The organism is Halomonas sp. FeN2 (assembly GCF_020595105.1).
GTDB lineage: Bacteria > Pseudomonadota > Gammaproteobacteria > Pseudomonadales > Halomonadaceae > Vreelandella > Vreelandella neptunia.
This window is the reverse complement of record NZ_CP074200.1, coordinates 2,632,463-2,650,857: the sequence shown is the minus strand read 5'-3', so window position 1 is coordinate 2,650,857 and position 18,395 is coordinate 2,632,463. Positions and strand designations below refer to the sequence as shown.

The 18,395-nt window shown below is 52.8% G+C and carries 19 protein-coding genes; 7 read left to right on the top strand and 12 right to left on the bottom strand.

Annotation, left to right across the window (positions count from 1 at the left end; genetic code table 11):
• Nucleotides 1-43 precede the first annotated feature (43 nt).
• From cheW to KF947_RS12140, 11 genes are all read right to left on the bottom strand, one after another.
• Complete coding sequence (cheW, locus tag KF947_RS12190; protein ID WP_071694952.1) at nt 44-541, bottom strand: chemotaxis protein CheW; 498 nt, start codon at nt 539-541, stop codon at nt 44-46.
• Nucleotides 538-2,631, bottom strand: coding sequence for a chemotaxis protein CheA (cheA, locus tag KF947_RS12185; RefSeq protein ID WP_227404071.1), 2,094 nt, complete (start codon nt 2,629-2,631; stop codon nt 538-540). Before cheA ends, cheW begins: the two co-directional genes overlap by 4 nt.
• A gap of 42 nt (nt 2,632-2,673) precedes the next feature.
• Nucleotides 2,674-3,621: a flagellar motor protein MotB gene (gene motB, locus KF947_RS12180; RefSeq protein WP_133733442.1), complete on the bottom strand. Its 948-nt coding sequence runs from the start codon at nt 3,619-3,621 to the stop codon at nt 2,674-2,676.
• On the bottom strand, nt 3,618-4,487 hold the full coding sequence (motA, locus tag KF947_RS12175) for a flagellar motor stator protein MotA (RefSeq protein WP_133733478.1): 870 nt from the start codon (nt 4,485-4,487) through the stop codon (nt 3,618-3,620). Before motA ends, motB begins: the two co-directional genes overlap by 4 nt.
• Before the next feature lie 254 nt (nt 4,488-4,741).
• Nucleotides 4,742-5,284 carry a flagellar transcriptional regulator FlhC gene (gene flhC, locus KF947_RS12170; protein WP_133733441.1) on the bottom strand — a complete coding sequence of 181 codons (543 nt, stop codon included), beginning with the start codon at nt 5,282-5,284 and terminating at the stop codon, nt 4,742-4,744.
• Nucleotides 5,281-5,613 carry a flagellar transcriptional regulator FlhD gene (flhD, locus tag KF947_RS12165; RefSeq protein ID WP_133733440.1) on the bottom strand — a complete coding sequence of 111 codons (333 nt, stop codon included), beginning with the start codon at nt 5,611-5,613 and terminating at the stop codon, nt 5,281-5,283. The genes flhC and flhD overlap by 4 nt, the downstream gene beginning before the upstream one ends.
• 107 nt (nt 5,614-5,720) lie before the next feature.
• Entirely contained in the window at nt 5,721-6,014 is a 294-nt protein-coding gene (locus KF947_RS12160) for an EscU/YscU/HrcU family type III secretion system export apparatus switch protein (protein ID WP_133733439.1), read from the bottom strand.
• Nucleotides 5,998-7,362: a flagellar hook-length control protein FliK gene (locus tag KF947_RS12155; RefSeq protein ID WP_166650431.1), complete on the bottom strand. Its 1,365-nt coding sequence runs from the start codon at nt 7,360-7,362 to the stop codon at nt 5,998-6,000. The genes KF947_RS12160 and KF947_RS12155 overlap by 17 nt, the downstream gene beginning before the upstream one ends.
• Nucleotides 7,359-7,760, bottom strand: coding sequence for a flagellar protein FliT (gene fliT / locus KF947_RS12150; RefSeq protein WP_133733438.1), 402 nt, complete (start codon nt 7,758-7,760; stop codon nt 7,359-7,361). The genes KF947_RS12155 and fliT overlap by 4 nt, the downstream gene beginning before the upstream one ends.
• Nucleotides 7,761-7,767: 7 nt before the next feature.
• Entirely contained in the window at nt 7,768-8,184 is a 417-nt protein-coding gene (gene fliS, locus KF947_RS12145) for a flagellar export chaperone FliS (protein ID WP_133733437.1), read from the bottom strand.
• 213 nt (nt 8,185-8,397) lie between these two features.
• Nucleotides 8,398-10,086, bottom strand: coding sequence for an HD domain-containing phosphohydrolase (locus KF947_RS12140; RefSeq protein WP_133733436.1), 1,689 nt, complete (start codon nt 10,084-10,086; stop codon nt 8,398-8,400).
• A gap of 330 nt (nt 10,087-10,416) precedes the next feature.
• On the opposite strand from KF947_RS12140, the gene KF947_RS12135 reads away from it, so the two are divergent.
• Entirely contained in the window at nt 10,417-10,782 is a 366-nt protein-coding gene (locus KF947_RS12135) for a flagellar protein FlaG (RefSeq protein WP_133733435.1), read from the top strand.
• A 17-nt stretch (nt 10,783-10,799) separates the two neighbouring features.
• On the opposite strand, the gene fliE is transcribed toward KF947_RS12135, so the two are convergent.
• On the bottom strand, nt 10,800-11,132 hold the full coding sequence (gene fliE, locus KF947_RS12130; RefSeq protein WP_133733434.1) for a flagellar hook-basal body complex protein FliE: 333 nt from the start codon (nt 11,130-11,132) through the stop codon (nt 10,800-10,802).
• Nucleotides 11,133-11,387: 255 nt separating this feature from the next.
• Between fliE and fliF the strand changes: the two genes are divergently transcribed.
• Genes fliF through KF947_RS12100 form a run of 6 tightly spaced genes read left to right on the top strand, consistent with a single transcriptional unit; the run spans nt 11,388 to nt 18,297 of the window.
• Nucleotides 11,388-13,178, top strand: a complete 1,791-nt coding sequence (gene fliF / locus KF947_RS12125) for a flagellar basal-body MS-ring/collar protein FliF (RefSeq protein WP_223289163.1) — start codon at nt 11,388-11,390, stop codon at nt 13,176-13,178.
• Nucleotides 13,171-14,178, top strand: a complete 1,008-nt coding sequence (fliG, locus tag KF947_RS12120; protein ID WP_223289162.1) for a flagellar motor switch protein FliG — start codon at nt 13,171-13,173, stop codon at nt 14,176-14,178. Before fliF ends, fliG begins: the two co-directional genes overlap by 8 nt.
• Nucleotides 14,171-14,944, top strand: a complete 774-nt coding sequence (locus tag KF947_RS12115; protein ID WP_133733432.1) for a flagellar assembly protein FliH — start codon at nt 14,171-14,173, stop codon at nt 14,942-14,944. The genes fliG and KF947_RS12115 overlap by 8 nt, the downstream gene beginning before the upstream one ends.
• A gap of 11 nt (nt 14,945-14,955) precedes the next feature.
• Nucleotides 14,956-16,350 (top strand): flagellar protein export ATPase FliI, encoded by a 1,395-nt coding sequence (fliI, locus tag KF947_RS12110; protein ID WP_133733431.1) that lies wholly within the window; start codon nt 14,956-14,958, stop codon nt 16,348-16,350.
• Complete coding sequence (gene fliJ / locus KF947_RS12105) at nt 16,347-16,799, top strand: flagellar export protein FliJ (protein ID WP_133733430.1); 453 nt, start codon at nt 16,347-16,349, stop codon at nt 16,797-16,799. The genes fliI and fliJ overlap by 4 nt, the downstream gene beginning before the upstream one ends.
• Before the next feature lie 19 nt (nt 16,800-16,818).
• On the top strand, nt 16,819-18,297 hold the full coding sequence (locus tag KF947_RS12100) for a flagellar hook-length control protein FliK (RefSeq protein ID WP_227404070.1): 1,479 nt from the start codon (nt 16,819-16,821) through the stop codon (nt 18,295-18,297).
• The last annotated feature ends 98 nt before the right edge of the window (nt 18,298-18,395 follow it).

The following is an 18,395-nucleotide window of genomic DNA, read 5'->3' as shown; positions in this document are numbered from 1 at the left end:
GTAGAACCGATTCGGCACGCTCCCTGTGCCATGCGTTTTAGTCTTAGTGGTTGCTGGTACTTTCCACTAGTGCCATCTCGTCGCTGGTGAGCAACTTATCGATATCCACAAGTACCAGCATGCGATCATCCAGACTACCCAAACCACTCAGGAAATCAGACGACAGCGTGACACCGAATTCGGGCGCTGGCTTGATCTGGTCAGGGGTCAGCGTCATCACGTCGGAAACGCCGTCCACTACGATGCCGACCACACGGTCTGCAACATTGACCACGATCACCACCGTTTGGCCACCGTATTCGACTTTATCAAAGTGAAACTTAATGCGCAGATCGACAATCGGCACAATGACGCCGCGTAGATTGGTGACCCCTTTGATAAAGTCAGGTGCATTGGCAATTCGGGTTACATTTTCGTAGCCACGAATTTCCTGCACTTTCAAAATATCAATGGCGTACTCCTCATCGCCTAATGAGAACACCAGGAATTCGCGGTTTTCGGCTTCTGCGGCTAGTACCGCACCACTGTTGGCTTGACTCATGACGGCTCAGCCTCCTTAAAAGATGATAGGTTTTGATTGTTTACTACTTTTTTGCCTGCCTCTTTTTTATATCGGCTCAGGCGGTGTAAACCAGTAATGTCCAGAATCAACGCAACGCTACCGTCGCCTAAAATGGTCGCGGCCGAGATCCCTGGTACTTTGCGGTAATTGTCTTCCAGATTTTTGACCACGACCTGCTGCTGTCCGATCAACTCATCGACCAACATGGCGTAACGGCGGCCTTCGCCCTGCACAATGACAGCGATGCTTTTGGTCGGGTCAGTAATCGCGTTCTCAACGTTAAGCACTTCGTGAATGGCTATCACGGGCAGATACTCGTCGCGTACTTTGATCACCACGTCGTCACCGGCCATGGCATACATATCGTCTTTAGCGGGCTGAAGCGACTCAAGTACCGTGGAAAGCGGTAAAATAAACGTCTCGCCGCCGACTTTAATCGACATACCGTCCAAGATAGCCAGCGTAAGCGGTAATACGATACGGGTGTTGGTGCCCTCGCCTAGCTTCGACTGAATTTCTACCCGACCGCCCATGCTCTGAATATTCCGCTTCACCACATCCATGCCCACGCCACGACCGGATACGTCAGTCACTTCTTTAGCGGTTGAGAAACCGGGGGCAAAAATGAGCTGGAAGACCTCTTCATCGGACATGGTGTCAGATACGTTAAGGCCATTTTCCCGCGCTTTGGCAAGCAGGCGATCACGATCCATACCGGCGCCATCATCGCGCACTTCAATCAGAATATTACCGCCCTGATGACGCGCCGATAGAGTTAGTTTCCCAATGCGAGGCTTACCAATGGCTTCGCGGACATCAGGCATCTCTACGCCATGATCAAGGCTATTACGCACCAAGTGCGTTAACGGGTCGGTGATCCGTTCCACCAAGCTCTTATCCAGCTCGGTCGATTTGCCTTCGGTAATTAGTTCGATCTCTTTGCCCAGCTTACCGGCAGTATCGCGCACAACCCGGGGGAAGCGGCTGAACACAAACTCCATGGGGATCATTCGTATCGACATGACCGCTTCTTGGAGATCGCGGGCGTTACGCTGCAGCAGGCTCATTCCATTTTGCAATGAGGCATTGCCAACTGATTGATCTTCCAAGTCGCTTACTGTTTGGTCAAGCATCGACTGAGTAATGATCAGCTCACCCACCAAGTTGATGATTTGGTCGACTTTATCTACAGATACGCGGATAGACGACGACTCGGCGGCGGCTTTTTTGGGTTTCTCTTTGGCAGCAGCCTTTGCCGGGTTCGCCTTAGCGGCAGTGCTTTCGGCAGGCGCTTGTGGCATAGGGGCAGCAGGCGCTGAAGCTACTGGCTCCGGCGCAGCAGGGGCTGGCTCCTCTGCCACCCCCTCGACGGTCGTAATCTCAATCTGATCAGGTTCGATAATAAAGCACATGACCGCTTCAATATCGTCAGCGCTGTCGCTGCTTTTAAGGATCACCTCGTAGCGCTTTGCATCACCGGACTGGGATTGCACCTCGCCCAGCTGCTCTAGCTCTTCAACCAGTAAGATGCGGTCTTTATCTTCAACGTTCAGCAGCGCCACTAACAGGTGACTATTCGCAACCTTCTCTTGGCTACTTTTTGCTTCTGCGCCGTTTTCACTTGGGGTAGGAGAAGCCTTGGGCTCAGCAGCTGGCGTAGCCGGCCCATCTAACTGTTGACCGATTTCATCCAGGGCAATTTGTTGCAGCGTTTGGCAAATGCGCTCAAATGCCTCTTGATTAGGCTCCTCTTCGCTGCGGTAGGCATCGAGTTGCTCATGCATGATGTCTTTAGCCTCTAAAAAGGTATCCACGAGGTCGGCTCGCAGCGTCAGTTCGCCTTTACGTGCGTAATCGAGGAGGTTTTCCAAAATATGCGTGGTTTTCTGTAGCACGGTAAAACCAAAGGTACCCGCTCCCCCCTTGATCGAGTGGGCGGCACGGAAAATAGCATTGAGCTGCTCACTGTCTGGATCATCAACATCCAGTTCCAATAAATGCTGTTCCATATCCGACAGCAGCTCTTCAGCCTCTTCAAAAAAGGTGTCAAAAAAATCCGCTATATCCATACACCGCTCCACCTTAACGTCGTATTTTATGACAGGCTCAGGTCACTCTTGCGGTTGCACCTGAGGCTCGTCTTGTTGTGTTGATTCAATTGGCGCTTCGGTTGAAGCTTCCAGCGCCTCGATTGAAGCTTCGGGCGATGCAGCTCCCGATTCCATTACAGTAGGGTTGCGAATCGCATCAGCAATCTCAGGAAAGAGCACCACCAGCTCTATGCGTCGGTTGATAGGGTCAGTAGGTTCAGTCTCAGGTAACAACACCCGATCCGCAAAGCCCGAGACGCGTAGCAATTGACCTGGGTCAAAGCCACCCGCAATAAGCTCGCGACGCGACGCGTTAGCGCGGTCATTGGAAAGCTCCCAGTTACTATAGCCGCGATAGCCGCCCGCATAGGGAACGCTATCGGTATGCCCACTGATACTTAGCTCATTGGGAAGCTCGTTTAACAGCGGTGCAATAGTGCGTAACAGGCTACGCATATAAGGAGCGACTTGGTCGCTGCCTAACTCAAACATGGGTCGCTGGTCGGTATCGAGTAGCTGTATACGCAGACCTTCGCGAGTTAGGTCAAAACGCATCTGATTACGCAACTGGCGTAGCTCAGGATCTCGTTCAATAGCCCGCTCAATACGCTCTTGCAAGTCTCTGAAAAAGTTTCGCTCCTGCATGCTTGGACGAGTGCGCTGTAAGCTATCAATACGCGCCCGCTCCCCCTCGCTATGGGTGGGGTCTGGTCCGCCGCCAGGAATCGCGCTGGTGCTGCCAGAACGATCACCACCGGTTATCGCCGTTAACAGGGGAGTGCTAAAGTACTCTGCTACCCCCCTGCGCGTCTCTTCGCTGGAAACGCTCAAAAGCCATAGCACCAAAAAAAAGGCCATCAGAGCAGTCATAAAATCCGCTAGGGCAATTTTCCAGGCGCCACCGTGATGGGCATGGACGACCTTTTTGCGCCGAATGACAATCGGACGCTTGTCACCACCCTTACTCATGCGCTACCGGCCTTTTTTGCATCCCTTACATAGTCTTCAAGCTCCGTAAAACTGGGGCGCTCGGCGGCAAACAGTGCTTTGCGACCAAATTCAACGGCCAACTGCGGCGCATAACCGTGCAAGCTAGCGAGAAGCGTAATACGAATACACTGGAGCATCTTTTCGGCTTCTTTAGCCTGCCGCTCGATGTAACTTGCCAGCGGACTGACAAAGCCATAGCCAAGCAAGATACCCAGGAAGGTTCCCACCAGCGCTTGCCCGATCATAACGCCCATCTGGGCTGGCGTGGCGTCAGCATAGGTGAGTGTTTTAACAACCCCCATCACTGCCGCCACAATACCGAAGGCGGGCATGGCATCGCCGACTTTGGCAATGGCATCAATGGGCACATGGGCCTCCTGCTCAAAGACCTCAATTTCATGTAACATCAGCTCATCAATTTCCATTGGCTCCATACCGCCGCTTACCATTAAGCGCAGATAATCTGTTAGGAAATTCATGATATGCGGATCGACCAGCACCGTAGGGTGCTCTTGGAACAGTGGGCTTTCTTGCGGATTATCAATATCCCGCTCAATGCCTAACATCCCCTCACGGCGAATTTTTGACAGCAGCTTGAACTGTAGTGCCATTAACTCCATGTAAAGTGCTTTGTCATATTTTTTGGCACGCTTGAGCCGGGGCAGAATTTTAAATGTCGCTTTAATCGCCTTGCCGTTGTTCGCTGCGACAAACGCACCAACACCAGCGCCACCAATGATAAGCAGTTCAAGGGGTTGATACAGAGGACCTAATTTGCCACCTGCAAGAACATAGCCACCAAACACAGACAGCAATACGATTACATAGCCTAGAGGTATCAGCACAAGCAGAGTCCTTGCGGTATTCAGTATTAATGTAAGGGAACCAAGACTTATCCATCTATTTTGATGTTTAAGAGATGTTCCATCCCAAGCAAAGCTTACGCCCAATCGTAATCGGGCTTAGCTGTTGTCTAATTAAAAAGCATCGCTGACTTTTGCTGCTATCTACGCCGATACGCTCATATTTTATGACTTAAGCACTCATCAATACGTTTATACCCTAATTCTTACTATTGGTGGCGAGATCGACGAGGTTGTTACATTTTTTCACTATTCTCTTGCTGTGACTTGCGTGTTTTACCCGCCCGTGAAGGTGGTTGACATATGCCACACACGTAGCTCTGGGCAGGGCTATGGGCATGCGCCACAAATTGCCCTTTGCAACGCGTACACTGATTAAGTTGAAGCAAATCGCTTTCGAAAAAGCGTATCAGTGTCCACGCACGGGTTAACCCGAGAACCGGCTCCACCTTTTCCAGCGACATTTGCTCGCCATAGAGCCGATATGCTTTTACAAAGGCATCGATTCGATCACAGCCTGCCGCCTCCTTCAGGCTTAAATAAATGTTGTAAAACAGCGACGAATGAACATTGGGAAGCCAAGTAATAAACCAGTCGGTGGAAAAAGGAAGCATCCCCTTAGGCGGCGACATTCCACGCACTTCCTTATACAGCTTGATCAAACGCGTGCGGCTTAACTCCGTTTCTGTTTCCAGCACCTGAAGGCGCGCACCAAGTTCAATCAATTCGATTGCCAACTGCACTTGGTGCATTTCATCGACCAAGCTCTTCTGGCTCACTTATCGCCTCCTGATGGCATTGGCTCGAATGTATCGCTTGCCAACAGCAGTGATGCATGAAGCCCTGCCAACCCCTGATCGCGAGGATTGTCCGTAAGCTGCCGAAGCCGCTCGGCACTCGTTTGGCTGAACCGGCACAACAATTGGCTGGTTCGCGCCAACTTTGTGAGTTGGCGAGCATTGAGCGTTACGATCAGCTCAGCAACATCGCTATCTATTTTTAAGCGAAACATAGCAGCCTCACGATCCTCATCAAGCAAGCGCTGCGCCAGAAGCAAATAAGCTAAATTAATTTCCTGAATTTCATCGAGAAAGTTGGTTTGACTCATGATGTCCCATTAAACGACTCAGGCGCGATAGTTGTGACCATTATACTGACGCCATTAATGACTTTTTATTACCTACCCTCATGGTTGCATACAACGTCTGTAAATGGCTACTCAGGCATTTCACGATGAGTTAGCCCTTCCTCTGACAGCTCGAACACCCACACCAGCAGTTCTGCGACAATTTGATAGAGACTTGCCGGAATTTCCGCATCCAGATCTAGCTGCATTAAAAGCGCTACCAGCTCGGGGGCATCGTGTACATAAATACCTTGGCGCTGAGCTTCCGCCATAATACGTTCGGCCAATTCACCATAGCCTTTCGCCACTACCTTCGGAGCACGGTCATTATCCTGGTAAGCCAGGGCAACAGCTTGACGGCGTCGTTCACCCGGCGTGGCCATGAGGCGCCTCCGCTTCGACATAACGCGCGCGCAGCTGCACTTTTTGTAAATCCAAGGCGCTCAGACGCTTCTCTAACGCTGGCAGTCCAGCGTCAATACGCTGATAAACGTGCGTGCTCTCGGTAGTAAAATCGATGCTTAACACATTTCTATACAGCCAAAGGGATGCATTAAACGCACCCAAGTTGGGAACCTCTAGCTGCATATCAGACCGCCAGCCGCCCTCCGGCTCGCCCTCTTGCTGCTTACCCTCAGCCCCTTCTTCACGAGTAGGCAGGTTAATGACCAAGGCCATAAATATCCCAGCCCATACATCGCCTTCCCAGCGAATCGTCGGCATCACCAGCATTTCAAGCTGCTGGCGCACCAGACTCTGCAAGCTTTCGTGAACGACCTCGCGAGTAGGCCGATTACCCATTAGCTCAGTGATTTCCCTCGCATGGCTTAACTCTCCCCTCACCTGTTGGCTATCACGCACCTCGCCAAGCGCCGGGGAAGTCTGGCCGGGGTTGGTCGACATCTGCGAAGCAGGGGGGGAGGCAACCGCCTGAACGGCGCTACCCGTCGAGCCAGTGGGTAGAAAATAGCCCGCGCCCGCCCCTCGAGCAGCTAGACCTTGTTCATGGCTAACAGGTATTAGCGGCATATTAGGCAGAATAGCCATCCCCCCTCGACCCAAGGGCGGCAATGCTAAAGGAGGTAGAACCATCCCTAATTGTGCAGGCGCCTGTGCGACTGGCGGCGCAGAAGACGATGTTGTTACAGCCAAAGGCGACGAAGCGGAGGGCGCCACGCCCAACCCTGTAGACAAAAGCGATCCAAGGGGGCGTGAACCCGACTGCATTTGCGGTTGATTCATTAGCTGCTGGCGAGTGCCTTCACCTTGAAACCAGCGCTTTAGATGCGACTCATAAAACAAACCACTATCTCGAATACTTGCCTCTAAGCGTGTTGCTACTGTACTTGCTGCTGGCGTTTCCTGACTGGTGATAAGAGGTGCTTCGGGCCGCATTACCGAGGGAGGGGCTGGAAAGCGCAGTAGCACGTCGGCGATGGTTCGTGCTGCAGGACTAAAATGGGTCTGTGTTGAACCTGTTGGCGAAGGCTGCGCCTCACCTCGTGGCAACGTTCGCCCCCCATCGAGAGGATGCGGTAAACGCTTCAGGTCGCCTAGCGGCGATGTCGATGCACGCCCATCAAGATTAGCATCTCCCATTACCGCACGAGGCCCCTCGCCCGGGGAAACGGGCTTCACAGGCTGACTCAATGCCCGCTGCAGCGACACCTCGCCTTGCCGCCCAAGCACTTGGTGCAAGAGCGTATCAATAAGAGGGGTAATACCACTCACGATGACCTCGTTGAATCAGCATCATCGGCTACCGGAGCCCCTTGCTGTGGTGCGTAGGCCCTATGCAAATCCCGTTGACGCTGGGATACCCCTATAAGCTTACCCAGTTCATCGCGACGCGCCACCAAACGACGCCTTATTTCCACATCGTGTTCAAGGATGCGCTCCAACAGCTCTGCCTTACGTTGCTGAGCGGCGGCATCAAGCACAACAGTGGTATCTAGCTCACGCAACTGATCCACCAGCATTACATAGCTGGTTCGCTGATCGATTAGCTCTGCCCACTGTTCGCCATTAGCCAGTTCGTGCATGTGCTCGACACGGCTCAATAGCGTTTCATAGTTAGTGAGCAGCGTGTATTGAGCATTTTTATCACGAGCGGATATAGGAGCTGACATTATTGCCTCACGCGCTCTGCTGTTGACCAATATCACGCCAGGCTGAGGCGATATCTTCGAGCAGGCGTTCGGCCTGATTTAAGCTCTCTTCATCGTTACGCAAATTTGCTGCCAACAACAGGCGAGCAATATAGTCATAAAGCGATGCTAAGCGCTCGGCGATCTCGCCGCCCTGCTCTTGATCAAGAGCGGCTACCAGACCGTTATTTACAATATCCAGCGCTTTCGATATTGACTTGCCTTTCTCGGCCGTATTACCTGCCTGGATATGAATACGTGCCGCACGGATAGCGGCCTGGGCGCCGTCAAATAGCATCACAATCAGCTGATGGGGGTCTGCCGACATCACTCCGCTTTCTACGCCAACACGCGCATAAGCATTAGCCCCCTGCCCATAAGCGGCGCCACCGCGAGAGTAAGTCATAAGCGGAACTCCTGTGCGTGGATTCTTGTTCGCCCTGAGATGGGAGAAACCACGAATATTAAAAGTTAAAAATAAACAACATCCGGTACTACTAGTACCTATCGGCGTGAGCTTGGGAGACTTTAACAATTGACAGCGCTTTTTTTAGACTATCAAATGATAACAAGAGGCGGCTTAACCTTTGCCAATACCTTAATTTAAGTGGGCGCACCTTCACGTAGACACGGCGATCTCACCGACGGCTCTTCCAAGCCGCTCAGAAATATTGTTGCGCACCACCGCGCCTATATTATCGCGCATGGGCGACTCTACCTTTGGTGCAAGCAACACCTCCGTAGGGTTCCCATTAGCATCGATACGCAACACCCAGCCTTGCTGTTGACTGGAAAAACGCGCCAGGGAGCCCACAGGCAGGCCTTTAAAGTGCTCGATGTAGCGCTTAATCCAGCGCATATCAAATTGGTGAGGGTGCTGTAATAAATGCCGATAAATTTGCTGTACGGTTTTAGCAGGTCGATCAGCGCGATCACGTCGCATCGCTTCGACAACATCGACAATAGCACTGGCCTTAGCCAATTCATTTAGATCGCTCCCACTCAAGCCGCCCGGATAACCACTACCATCCATACGCTCGTTTATGCCACCAACCACCGCTTGAACAACGCCCGGGGACAACCACTGGCAGCTTCGTAGGCGATCAAGCAGCAATTGAACATGCTCACTGATCGCCTTTCGATGACTCGCCTCAAAGTGCGGCGCCTTGAACAGCACCTGAGGCACTAACGCCTTACCTAAGTCGTGAATAAGGCCGCTGGCCACTATCGCCTTACGCAGCTCGCGGGGCATACTGGCACCCACAAAATCGAGCAAGTGAATGGCGACAGCAATTCCGTGGCGCACGATCAGCGGCTCAGGAGATAAGCAGCGAGAGGCGAATAACAGTGCTTCTCGATCTTCTTCGTGAAGATCCAATATGCGATCAGCATAGCGGGAGAGCTGGCGTCCATCGATATCGCTACCTTGCTGTAACGACAGCAGCTGCGCATCCAGATAGGCGGCCACTTTTACCAGCCGACGGGCCATGGGAGTAGCGTAGCGCTTGACATCACGTCGCCCAAGCAGCTCTCCCGCCCCTGATCGCTTGCTGGGCAGCGCAAACAGGGGCGAGGGCTGGCGCTCGCCCTGCTCCTCTTTTTTATAACGAGCCGCTTCACGCTCTATTTCACACACAAAATACCAAATTTGCCGCTCTTGCTCCGCACTACACTCAACGAAGCTGAAACCGACACGCAGCAGGTGGCGCCCAGCGTCGGTTTTTTGATGACGAGCCGCTCCAAGCACTTCAAAGTAGGTGCCATCAGGGAAGGTAAACGTTAACTTCAGAGGATTTGCCGCCTCCGCCAATAGGCCGCTAGCAGCCAATGGCAATTCAAGCTGGCAGCCATCCTGGGATAAATCCCGCAACTCACCCTCTACCTCGGCATCACCATCATGCAATCCTGCCTGCACCACCATCCCCATACGCAGCTCAGCGCGGAAGGATTCACGGCGCTGCAACACTTCCAGCGATGCAGGATAATCACTGCAACACAAAAAGCGCCCCCCAGTCTGGCGAGTCTCTGTCAATTGTAATAGCGGCGTTTGCACCACCTTCCCCTGCGCCTGCCCACGCAAGTAAAACTCAGCACCGCCCTGCAAGCGGTGAAGCAAATAATCAATAGAGGAAAGATCCATCACCAATGTTTGGCCTTGGTGCTGCTCCATCAATACAATCGGCTCTGGGCGTGCATTATCTGCGGCAAGGCAGAGCGAAACGCCGCCAGTTTCGATCAAGGTATTCAGCAGAGACTCGATCACTGTTGTACTTACTATTGTTTCAAACTCATCCTGCTGCGCCACCATTCTCGCCTCGCTTACTCTTATGCGTTAATTAGCTCACCGCAAAGTAGAGAAGCATATCAGATGCCAACCGCGTGTCGCATGCACAAAAAGACACCATTTTCATACTTATTAGGCAAGTCATAGCAAACAGAGTGATAAGGTCATATAGCCGATACTCCCAAGAACCAGAAAACACAACGTCACGCTGGCAAGCGTAAAGTTTTTTAGCTAACTGCCGATATTGGAATAGAAACGTTTATTGATAAGTAAAATTCCGAGCTATGGCTGCCGCTCCTGCTGTTGCACCACTAATTGGCCGCCAGAGCTGATCCTAGAGGAGGAACGTGCCCCATGAGTTCACTACCCACCGAAGCGACAACGCTACAGTCATCAGGCCTAGCCCACTTAAACCCTAGCCAACGACTCGAAAACACCCTAGCTCAGCTAGCAACAGCTAACACTCAAATTAAAAAAACAGACACTAATGAACAGGAAATATCAGCCGAAGAACTCGTCAAGCCCATTCAGAGAATTAACGAGACAATGCGGCCACGAGGCTTAGAGTTCGAGTTAAGCGAGGAAACGTCACGCGTGATTACGCGAGTCGTTGACAGAGAATCTGGCGACGTGATACGCCAGATCCCAGCAGAAGAAGTGCTCAAAATTGCCGAGCGACTTGAAGAAATGCAGGGTCGAATCATCTCAATTGAAGCTTAATGCGTGATATAGAAACCCTAAACTTGCATATTCATAACATCACGATATGCAGAAACCAGACGGTTGCGAACCTGAAGCCCCATTTGAAACGCAACGCTGGATTTCTGCATGTCAGCCATCACGTCATTAAGCTGCAAATTAGGATCCCCCGCCTGAAATGCCATTGCCTGACTGTTAGCCGTCTGCTGAAGCCGGTTAATGCGCTGAATCGAAGCCTGCAACTCACCGCCAAAACCACCGTGCCCAACAACAGCTGACGCCTGAGCACTGCTGAAGGACTGCGTGGAAGACGCCTGAGTCGCCATGCCTTGCATCTGCTGTAGCGCAGCCTGTATTGCGGGGGCACTCATATATTCACCTCAATTCGCAAAAAATATCTAATGAAAAAAGCCTAACACCAAAGCGCCACTCCTCATACGGACAATTGCGCATAAAAAACGAAGCTTATCGTTCCTTTATGCTCGACTAGTCACCGGATAATGGCTGTCATCACAATTCCGCCTCATCTTTTTGGCGGATAACCGCGATTGACGGATATAGCCTATGCCTTCTTTGGTGATGCGCCTGGGCCGACACCAGTTTTGCCTGCCCCTCTGGAGGGTCGCATGAGCGAAACCGGTGCAACGGCAGGCCGTCAAAATAGTACGAATCAAGCCGCTCCCCGCAGTGGAAATATCAATAGTGGAAGCACAGGTAGTGAAAACACCGAACGTAACACCAGCGGCTCAGCTGTTGAGCGTACGCTGAAACAGCTGCGTGGCAATCCGCTAGTTGCACTGCTTATCGCAGGTGCCGCCTCAATTGCTATTGTGGCGGCTCTCTTTATGTGGGCCAGCAGTCCTGAGTACCGCGTGCTTTACAGCAACTTAAGCGAAGCTGATGGTGGTAGCATCATTAGTGAGCTTGATACCCGCGGTGTCCCTTACCAGTTCAGCCAAAACGGCCAAGCGCTAATGGTGCCTAGCGACCAAGTCCACACGCTACGTTTACAGCTTGCTGAACAGGGCCTGCCCCGCGGTGGCAATCTTGGCCTGGAGCTGATGGATAGCCAAGCATTTGGAATTAGCCAGTTCGCTGAGCAGATTAATTATCAGCGGGGGCTGGAAGGCGAGCTTGCGCGTTCCATTGAATCGCTTGGGCCGGTTGAAAGTGTGAGGGTTCACCTATCCATGGCCAAGCCATCGGTATTTATTCGGGATCGCGAGCCCGCTAAGGCATCCGTTGTGCTGACCCTTTTACCTGGCCGCATTTTGGGCGAAGGTCAAGTCAGCGCGATCGTACATATGGTCTCGGGTAGCGTGCCTGAGCTAGCCGCTGAAGATGTCACGGTGGTTAATCAGGATGGCCGACTACTGTCTGCCGAAACGAGCAACGGCAATGACCTTGATGGTTCACAGCTTGAATATATTGTCGAAGTCGAACGCTCTTACCAGCAGCGAATTGAGCATATTCTAACGCCCATTCTGGGTCGCGATAACGTGCGCGCCCAGGTTGCAGCGCAAATCGACTTCTCTCGGCGCGAGCAGACCTCTGAACGCTACGGACCCAATCAGCCTCCCAACGAAGCAGCCGTTCGTAGCCGTCAGTTGAGCCTCACCTTTGACGGTGAAGACCCATTGGCCACCGGTATTCCAGGCGCGCTGAGCAACACGCCGCCGGGCACACTACCCTCCCCCATCAACCAGCCAGAAGGCGAGGAAGAGGAAGCCAACCAGCAAGAGGATCTGCCCCCTGAAGCGTTGCGCAACTTGCGTCAAGATGACGTGATCAACTATGAAGTTGATCGCAGTATTGAGCATGTCCAGCACCGCCTTGGCCAGATAGAGCGGCTATCCGCCGCAGTGGTTGTAAACTACCGCTCGGAAATGAACGATGAAGGCGAGTGGGTCGACGTTGCGCTTACCGATGAAGAAGTTGCTCAGATCGAGCGCCTGGTTCGTCAAGCCATGGGCTTCTCACAACTGCGCGGCGATGAAGTTGAAGTCGTTAACTCTCCCTTCGCGCGTAGTACTGAGGAAACCGCAGAGGTCGAGTGGTGGAAAGACCCCAGCGTTCTTTCACTTGCTGGCAAAGTGGGTCGCTACCTACTGGTGGCGCTAGCGATTCTATTGCTCTACTTGCTAATTTTACGCCCCTTAATTAAGCGCTATACCCAAACACCGGTTATGGCGACATCGGCGCCTGGCGGCACGCTGGCCGCCAGCGTAGGCGGCGAAGATGACGACGAAGAGAACGAAGAGTCAATAGGCGAGAGCGATGAGACCTACGCCAAACCGAAGCGTCGGCGTAAGACCTCACTCTATGAGCATAACCTCAATGACCTGCGTGAAATGGCTCAAGAAGACCCCCGCATGGTCGCGATGATCATTCGTAGCTGGATGCATGCCAATGAGTAGTTCAATTGCTGGAATGAGCGGGGCTCGCAAGAGCGCCATCTTATTGCTTGCACTCGATGAAGACAGTGCCGCCGAGGTGTTTAAGTACCTCGGAGCTAATGAAGTGCAAGAAATTAGTATGGAGATGGCTCGACTGAACCAGGTCTCCCATGACGACATGAAGGCCGTGCTCGAAGCATTCCATAAAGAGACCGAAGAGTTTGTAGCGCTTAACCTTAACTCCAGCGAGCACATTCGCTCAGTGCTGACCAAAGCGCTGGGCAGCGAACGCGCGTCGAGTCTAATTGAAGATATACTAGAGACCACTGGCAATAATTCAGGCATTGACGCGCTTAACCTCATGGAAGCCTCCATGGTGGCCGAACTCATTCGCGACGAGCATCCGCAAATTATCGCTACGATTCTAGTGCATCTGGATCGCCATCAAGCCTCCGATATCCTGGAGCTATTCGAGGAAAAACTGCGCAATGACGTAGTTCTTCGTATCGCTACTTTCAGCGGTGTTCAGCCCGCCGCACTGCAAGAGCTAACCGAAGTGCTCACCAGCATGCTGGACGGCCAGAACCTCAAGCGCAGCAAAATGGGCGGCGTAAGAACGGCTGCTGAGATCCTCAACCTGATGAACTCCTCCCAAGAGGAGACCGCTATCGAGACCGTGCGTGCGCACAGCGAAGATTTGGCTCAGAAAATTATCGATGAAATGTTCCTGTTCGAGAATCTGCTGGATCTCGACAACCGCGCTATTCAAATGGTTCTGCAAGAAGTCGATACCAACTCGTTGGTGGTAGCACTCAAAGGGGCTCAGGACGCCTTGGTGGACAAATTCCTGCGCAATATGTCACAGCGCGCTGCCGACTTGGTTCGCGAAGACATGGAAGCCCGCGGCCCAATCCGCGTCTCTCAGGTGGAAACCGAGCAAAAAGCCATTTTGCAGGTCGTAAGGCGTTTAGCTGATTCGGGTGAAATCGTCCTGGCAGGTGGAGACGACGAGTATGTCTAATACTCATTCGCCGAAATTTGATCGCCACGGGGATTGGCGTCGCTGGCAAATGGATGAGCTGGCAACCACGCAGAGTAACCACGCCCCTGAGGGCGAGGTGCCAACGGCTCACCAGCGTAAAGTACAGGCAGCACAAAAAGCGGCCGAGCTGGCACGCCAGCGTGAAGAGAGTGAACGCCAGGCACTTTATGAGCGTATTCGCCAGCAAGCCGAGAAAGAGGGCTATGACGCTGGCTTTGATCAGGGTCACAAAGAGGGGCTTGAAAAGGGTTTAGAGGAAGCTGCCGAACAGGCAAAAACTGAGTTAGAAGCACAAATCCGCAAGACGTTGGCGCCACTGGAAACTCTAGCCAAACAGTTTTCGGACGCGCTTGAACGCCTTGATGACACCATCGCCTACGACTTGGTCGAGTTAGCACTAGCCACTGGCAAACAGCTGGCTAGTGATGCCCTGCAGGAGGCACCTGAACAAATTTTGGCCATCGTCCGCGAGCTACTGCACACCGAGCCACCCTTGGTAGGCCAGCAGCGGCTTTGGCTCAACCCCGATGATCACGCTCTCGTAGAAGAGCACTTAGGCAATGAACTCAGGGCCGCCAACTGGAAGCTGCAGCCAGATGACCAGCTTGCCCGTGGCGGCTGCCGGGTAACCAGTGCCCAGGGTGAAATTGACGCTACCTTTGAAAGCCGTTGGCATGCCATCCAAACCCAATCGCGCAAACGTAGCCTCAACTCCCCACCTTCTTCTAATGCTCCTTCATCCTAGGCGGATACGCTATGGCAGATACCACCTGTCCCCATCAACATCGCTGGAATAAGGCATTGCGACGTACACAGCAACGTGTCAGTCACTTGCCTCGCTACCGCAATAGCGGCCGCGTTATTCGCGCGACTGGGATGGTAATTGAGGTGGTAGGGCTGCGCGTAGCCGTGGGAAGTGCCTGTCGGATTGAATTGCCGGGCAGCGACGGTCGCTTGACCGACAGTGATCGGCATGCCGAAGCGGAAGTCGTCGGCTTTTCTGGTGACAAGCTCTTCCTAATGCCTTTGGAAGAGGTCATTGGGCTAATGCCTGGCGCTCGCGTTGCCCCTCTGGATGAAAGCGGCAACAACAGTGCCCGCCGCTTCCCTATGGGCGAGAGCCTGTTGGGCCGGGTACTGGATGGCAACGGCAATCCGCTTGATGATCGAGAGGGCGTCGATGAGGTACCCCGAACAACGCTTAGCTCACCGCCTCTCAATCCGCTTTCTCGCGCGCCAATTGATGCGCAAATTGACGTCGGCATTCGCGCTATTAATGCACTGCTCTGCGTAGGGCGAGGTCAGCGAATGGGGCTCTTTGCAGGTTCGGGGGTAGGTAAATCAGTACTGCTAGGCATGATGGCCCGCTACACCAAAGCTGACGTAATTGTGGTTGGCTTGATTGGCGAGCGGGGCCGGGAAGTACAGGACTTTATCGATAACATTTTGGGCCCTGAGGGTCGACGGCGCGCTGTCGTCGTCGCCGCTCCTGCTGACACATCTCCACTGCAGCGTCTGCAAGGTGCCGCTTATGCGACGCGCTTGGCAGAAGGTTTTCGCGACGAAGGTCGCGATGTTTTGCTGATTATGGACTCACTAACACGCTATGCCATGGCGCAGCGGGAAATTGCTCTGGCAATTGGTGAGCCACCCGCTACCAAAGGTTATCCACCCTCAGTTTTTGCCAAGCTACCCGGATTAGTAGAGCGTGCAGGCAATGCTGAACGTGGCGGCGGCTCCATTACGGCATTTTATACCGTTCTAACGGAGGGCGATGACCAGCAGGATCCTATTGCCGATTCAGCTCGCGCCATTCTAGACGGGCACATCGTGCTGTCGAGAACCTTAGCGGAAGCCGGTCACTATCCGGCCATTGATATTGAAGCCTCAATTAGTCGTGCCATGACCTCCATTGCTTCACCCGACCAGTTGCAAGAAGCGCGAGTTTTCAAGCAACTGTTCTCACGCTACCAGCGTAACCGGGATCTTATTAGCGTGGGGGCCTACAGCCCTGGTCATGACCCACAGCTCGACGAGGCAGTGAAACGCTTTCCATCGTTAGAAAACTTCCTTCAACAAAATATTGATGAGTGTGCAACGCTTGCGGAGGCTCGCCAAGCGCTGCACGCACTGGTAGGAGGGCGCACATGAGCACATCACAGCTCGAAATGTTGACCGACCTAGCCAGAGGCGCCCGAGATCAAGCGGGCAAGATACTGGCACAAGAGCGTCAAACAGAACAGCAAACGATCGCTCAGCTTCAGTCGCTGCTGAGTTATCGAGCGGAGTACGCTGAACGCTTGCAAAAAGCAATGCGCGACGGCATTGACCCTGCCACTATGTATAACTATCAACAGTTCCTAGCCTCATTGGATGCGGCCCTAAGCCGCGCTCGACAAGCGTTAGCCTCTCAGCAGGCAAGCGTTGAGCGGAGTAAAAAGAACTGGCAACAAGAGCAGCGAAAGCTCTCGTCCTACGATACACTGGCGTCACGTCGGCTATTAGAAGAGCATCGCCGTAGTGAGCGTCAGGAACAAAAAACTAATGATGATTTGGTGACAAGCCGCGCGGCTCGTCAACATAACGACACTCCGCATTAGCGGTGCCAGGGAACTGAATATGAACATTCACCAGTTGCTTTCGGTCAGCCAGGGTTCACCTCAGACACAGTCTCCAGGTGCTTTTAACCGACAAGACCCAGTCAACGGCCTATTTCACCAGGCGCTGTTACAAGCGTCTGATACTTCGCGCTTATCTGCTTCCAGGTTTAGTGAAATTAGCGCCTCTCAGGCACCACAGGAGCAAACGACGCTCAATGCACTCAGTTCTCTTGCATCAGCAGGATTAGAAGTCGACATTGAAAATTTAAGCGCAGCTCTGGAAACTCTACGGCTTGATATCAATGAGAGCGATTTTTCTGAGCTTCTTGCTCAGCTTCAACTGCCGAATTCAGACATCAGCACGGGCACGCTAGGGCTAAATGATGGGCAAGCCTCGACTCCTCTTAACGAGATTGCTGGCCGCCTTGCACTTATGGCTTCTTTTACCGAAAGTAGTCCTGTAGCGCAGTTGGAATCGCCAGTTGCCCCAGCAACAGTGGAAGCAATCGCCAAACAGTTAAATATCGGTCAAACGGAAGCGGCTCAGTTGGCCGATATACCTGCACTAAAAACACTCCTCCAGTCTCTAAGTATGGATAAGAGTAGACCTGTGCAGTCTATCGCTCCAGCAGCGCTGGAAATCATCGCTGATCAGTTAGATATTAATCAAACGGAAGCAGCGCAGCTTGTCTCAGCACTAAATGTCTTAGTAGGGCAGCAAAATAGCGCTCCCTCCCGACCGGTTGAGACGGCTCAGCTAACCAATATCCGCTCACCTGTCACCGATATGCAAAGAGATCCAAGGGCACAGCCTGATACTTTCTTTTCTCAAATAAACACAGGTAGTTCAGCTCAGCAGATTAACTCCCACACTGCAGCTCCCCAGATCAGTAGCGAAGCCCTGATGGCCGCTCTATTAACAACAGACGGGGCTTCGAAGACAAGCCCTAGTAGTGAGCATTCACTTACCGGGATGTTGTTAAATAGTGGTAGCAGCCCGTTAGCCACATCGCAATCTACTCAAGGTTTTTCGCCCACCGTCACGCCGACACCGACTACTTTAGCGACACCTCTCACCAGTCCCGCTTGGCCACAGCAGTTAAGCCAGCAGCTAGTGCAGATTTCACAGCGCGGTGGCGAGCAGCACGTTCAGATGCAATTGAACCCTGCAGAACTAGGGCCACTGTCTATCTCCCTGAAGTTTGGTGAACAGGGAGCTCAAGCACACTTTTTGTCAGCCCACGCCCAGGTTAGACAAGTACTCGAACAGGCGATTCCCCAGCTAAGGGAAGCGCTGGCGGAGCAAGGTATATCACTAGGTGAGACGTCGGTCGGCGAACAGCGCGACCCCAATGATCAAGCTTTTGCCCAATCAAGCGGCAAACACGGCGCTACAGCAGGCAGTGACAACGGCGAGATGGGTTCGGATGAAGCACCTATCCAAAACGCCGGAAGTGGCTCGCTGACACTGGATGGGCGTGTAGACCTTTACGCTTAAGTAGCGGCGCCAGAACTGGAATGATCTTTCTAGTACTACGCGCTTAGGTACTCAAATGAAATAGCTAAACCAAAAGATAGGCTTGCCAAGTGAGCCTG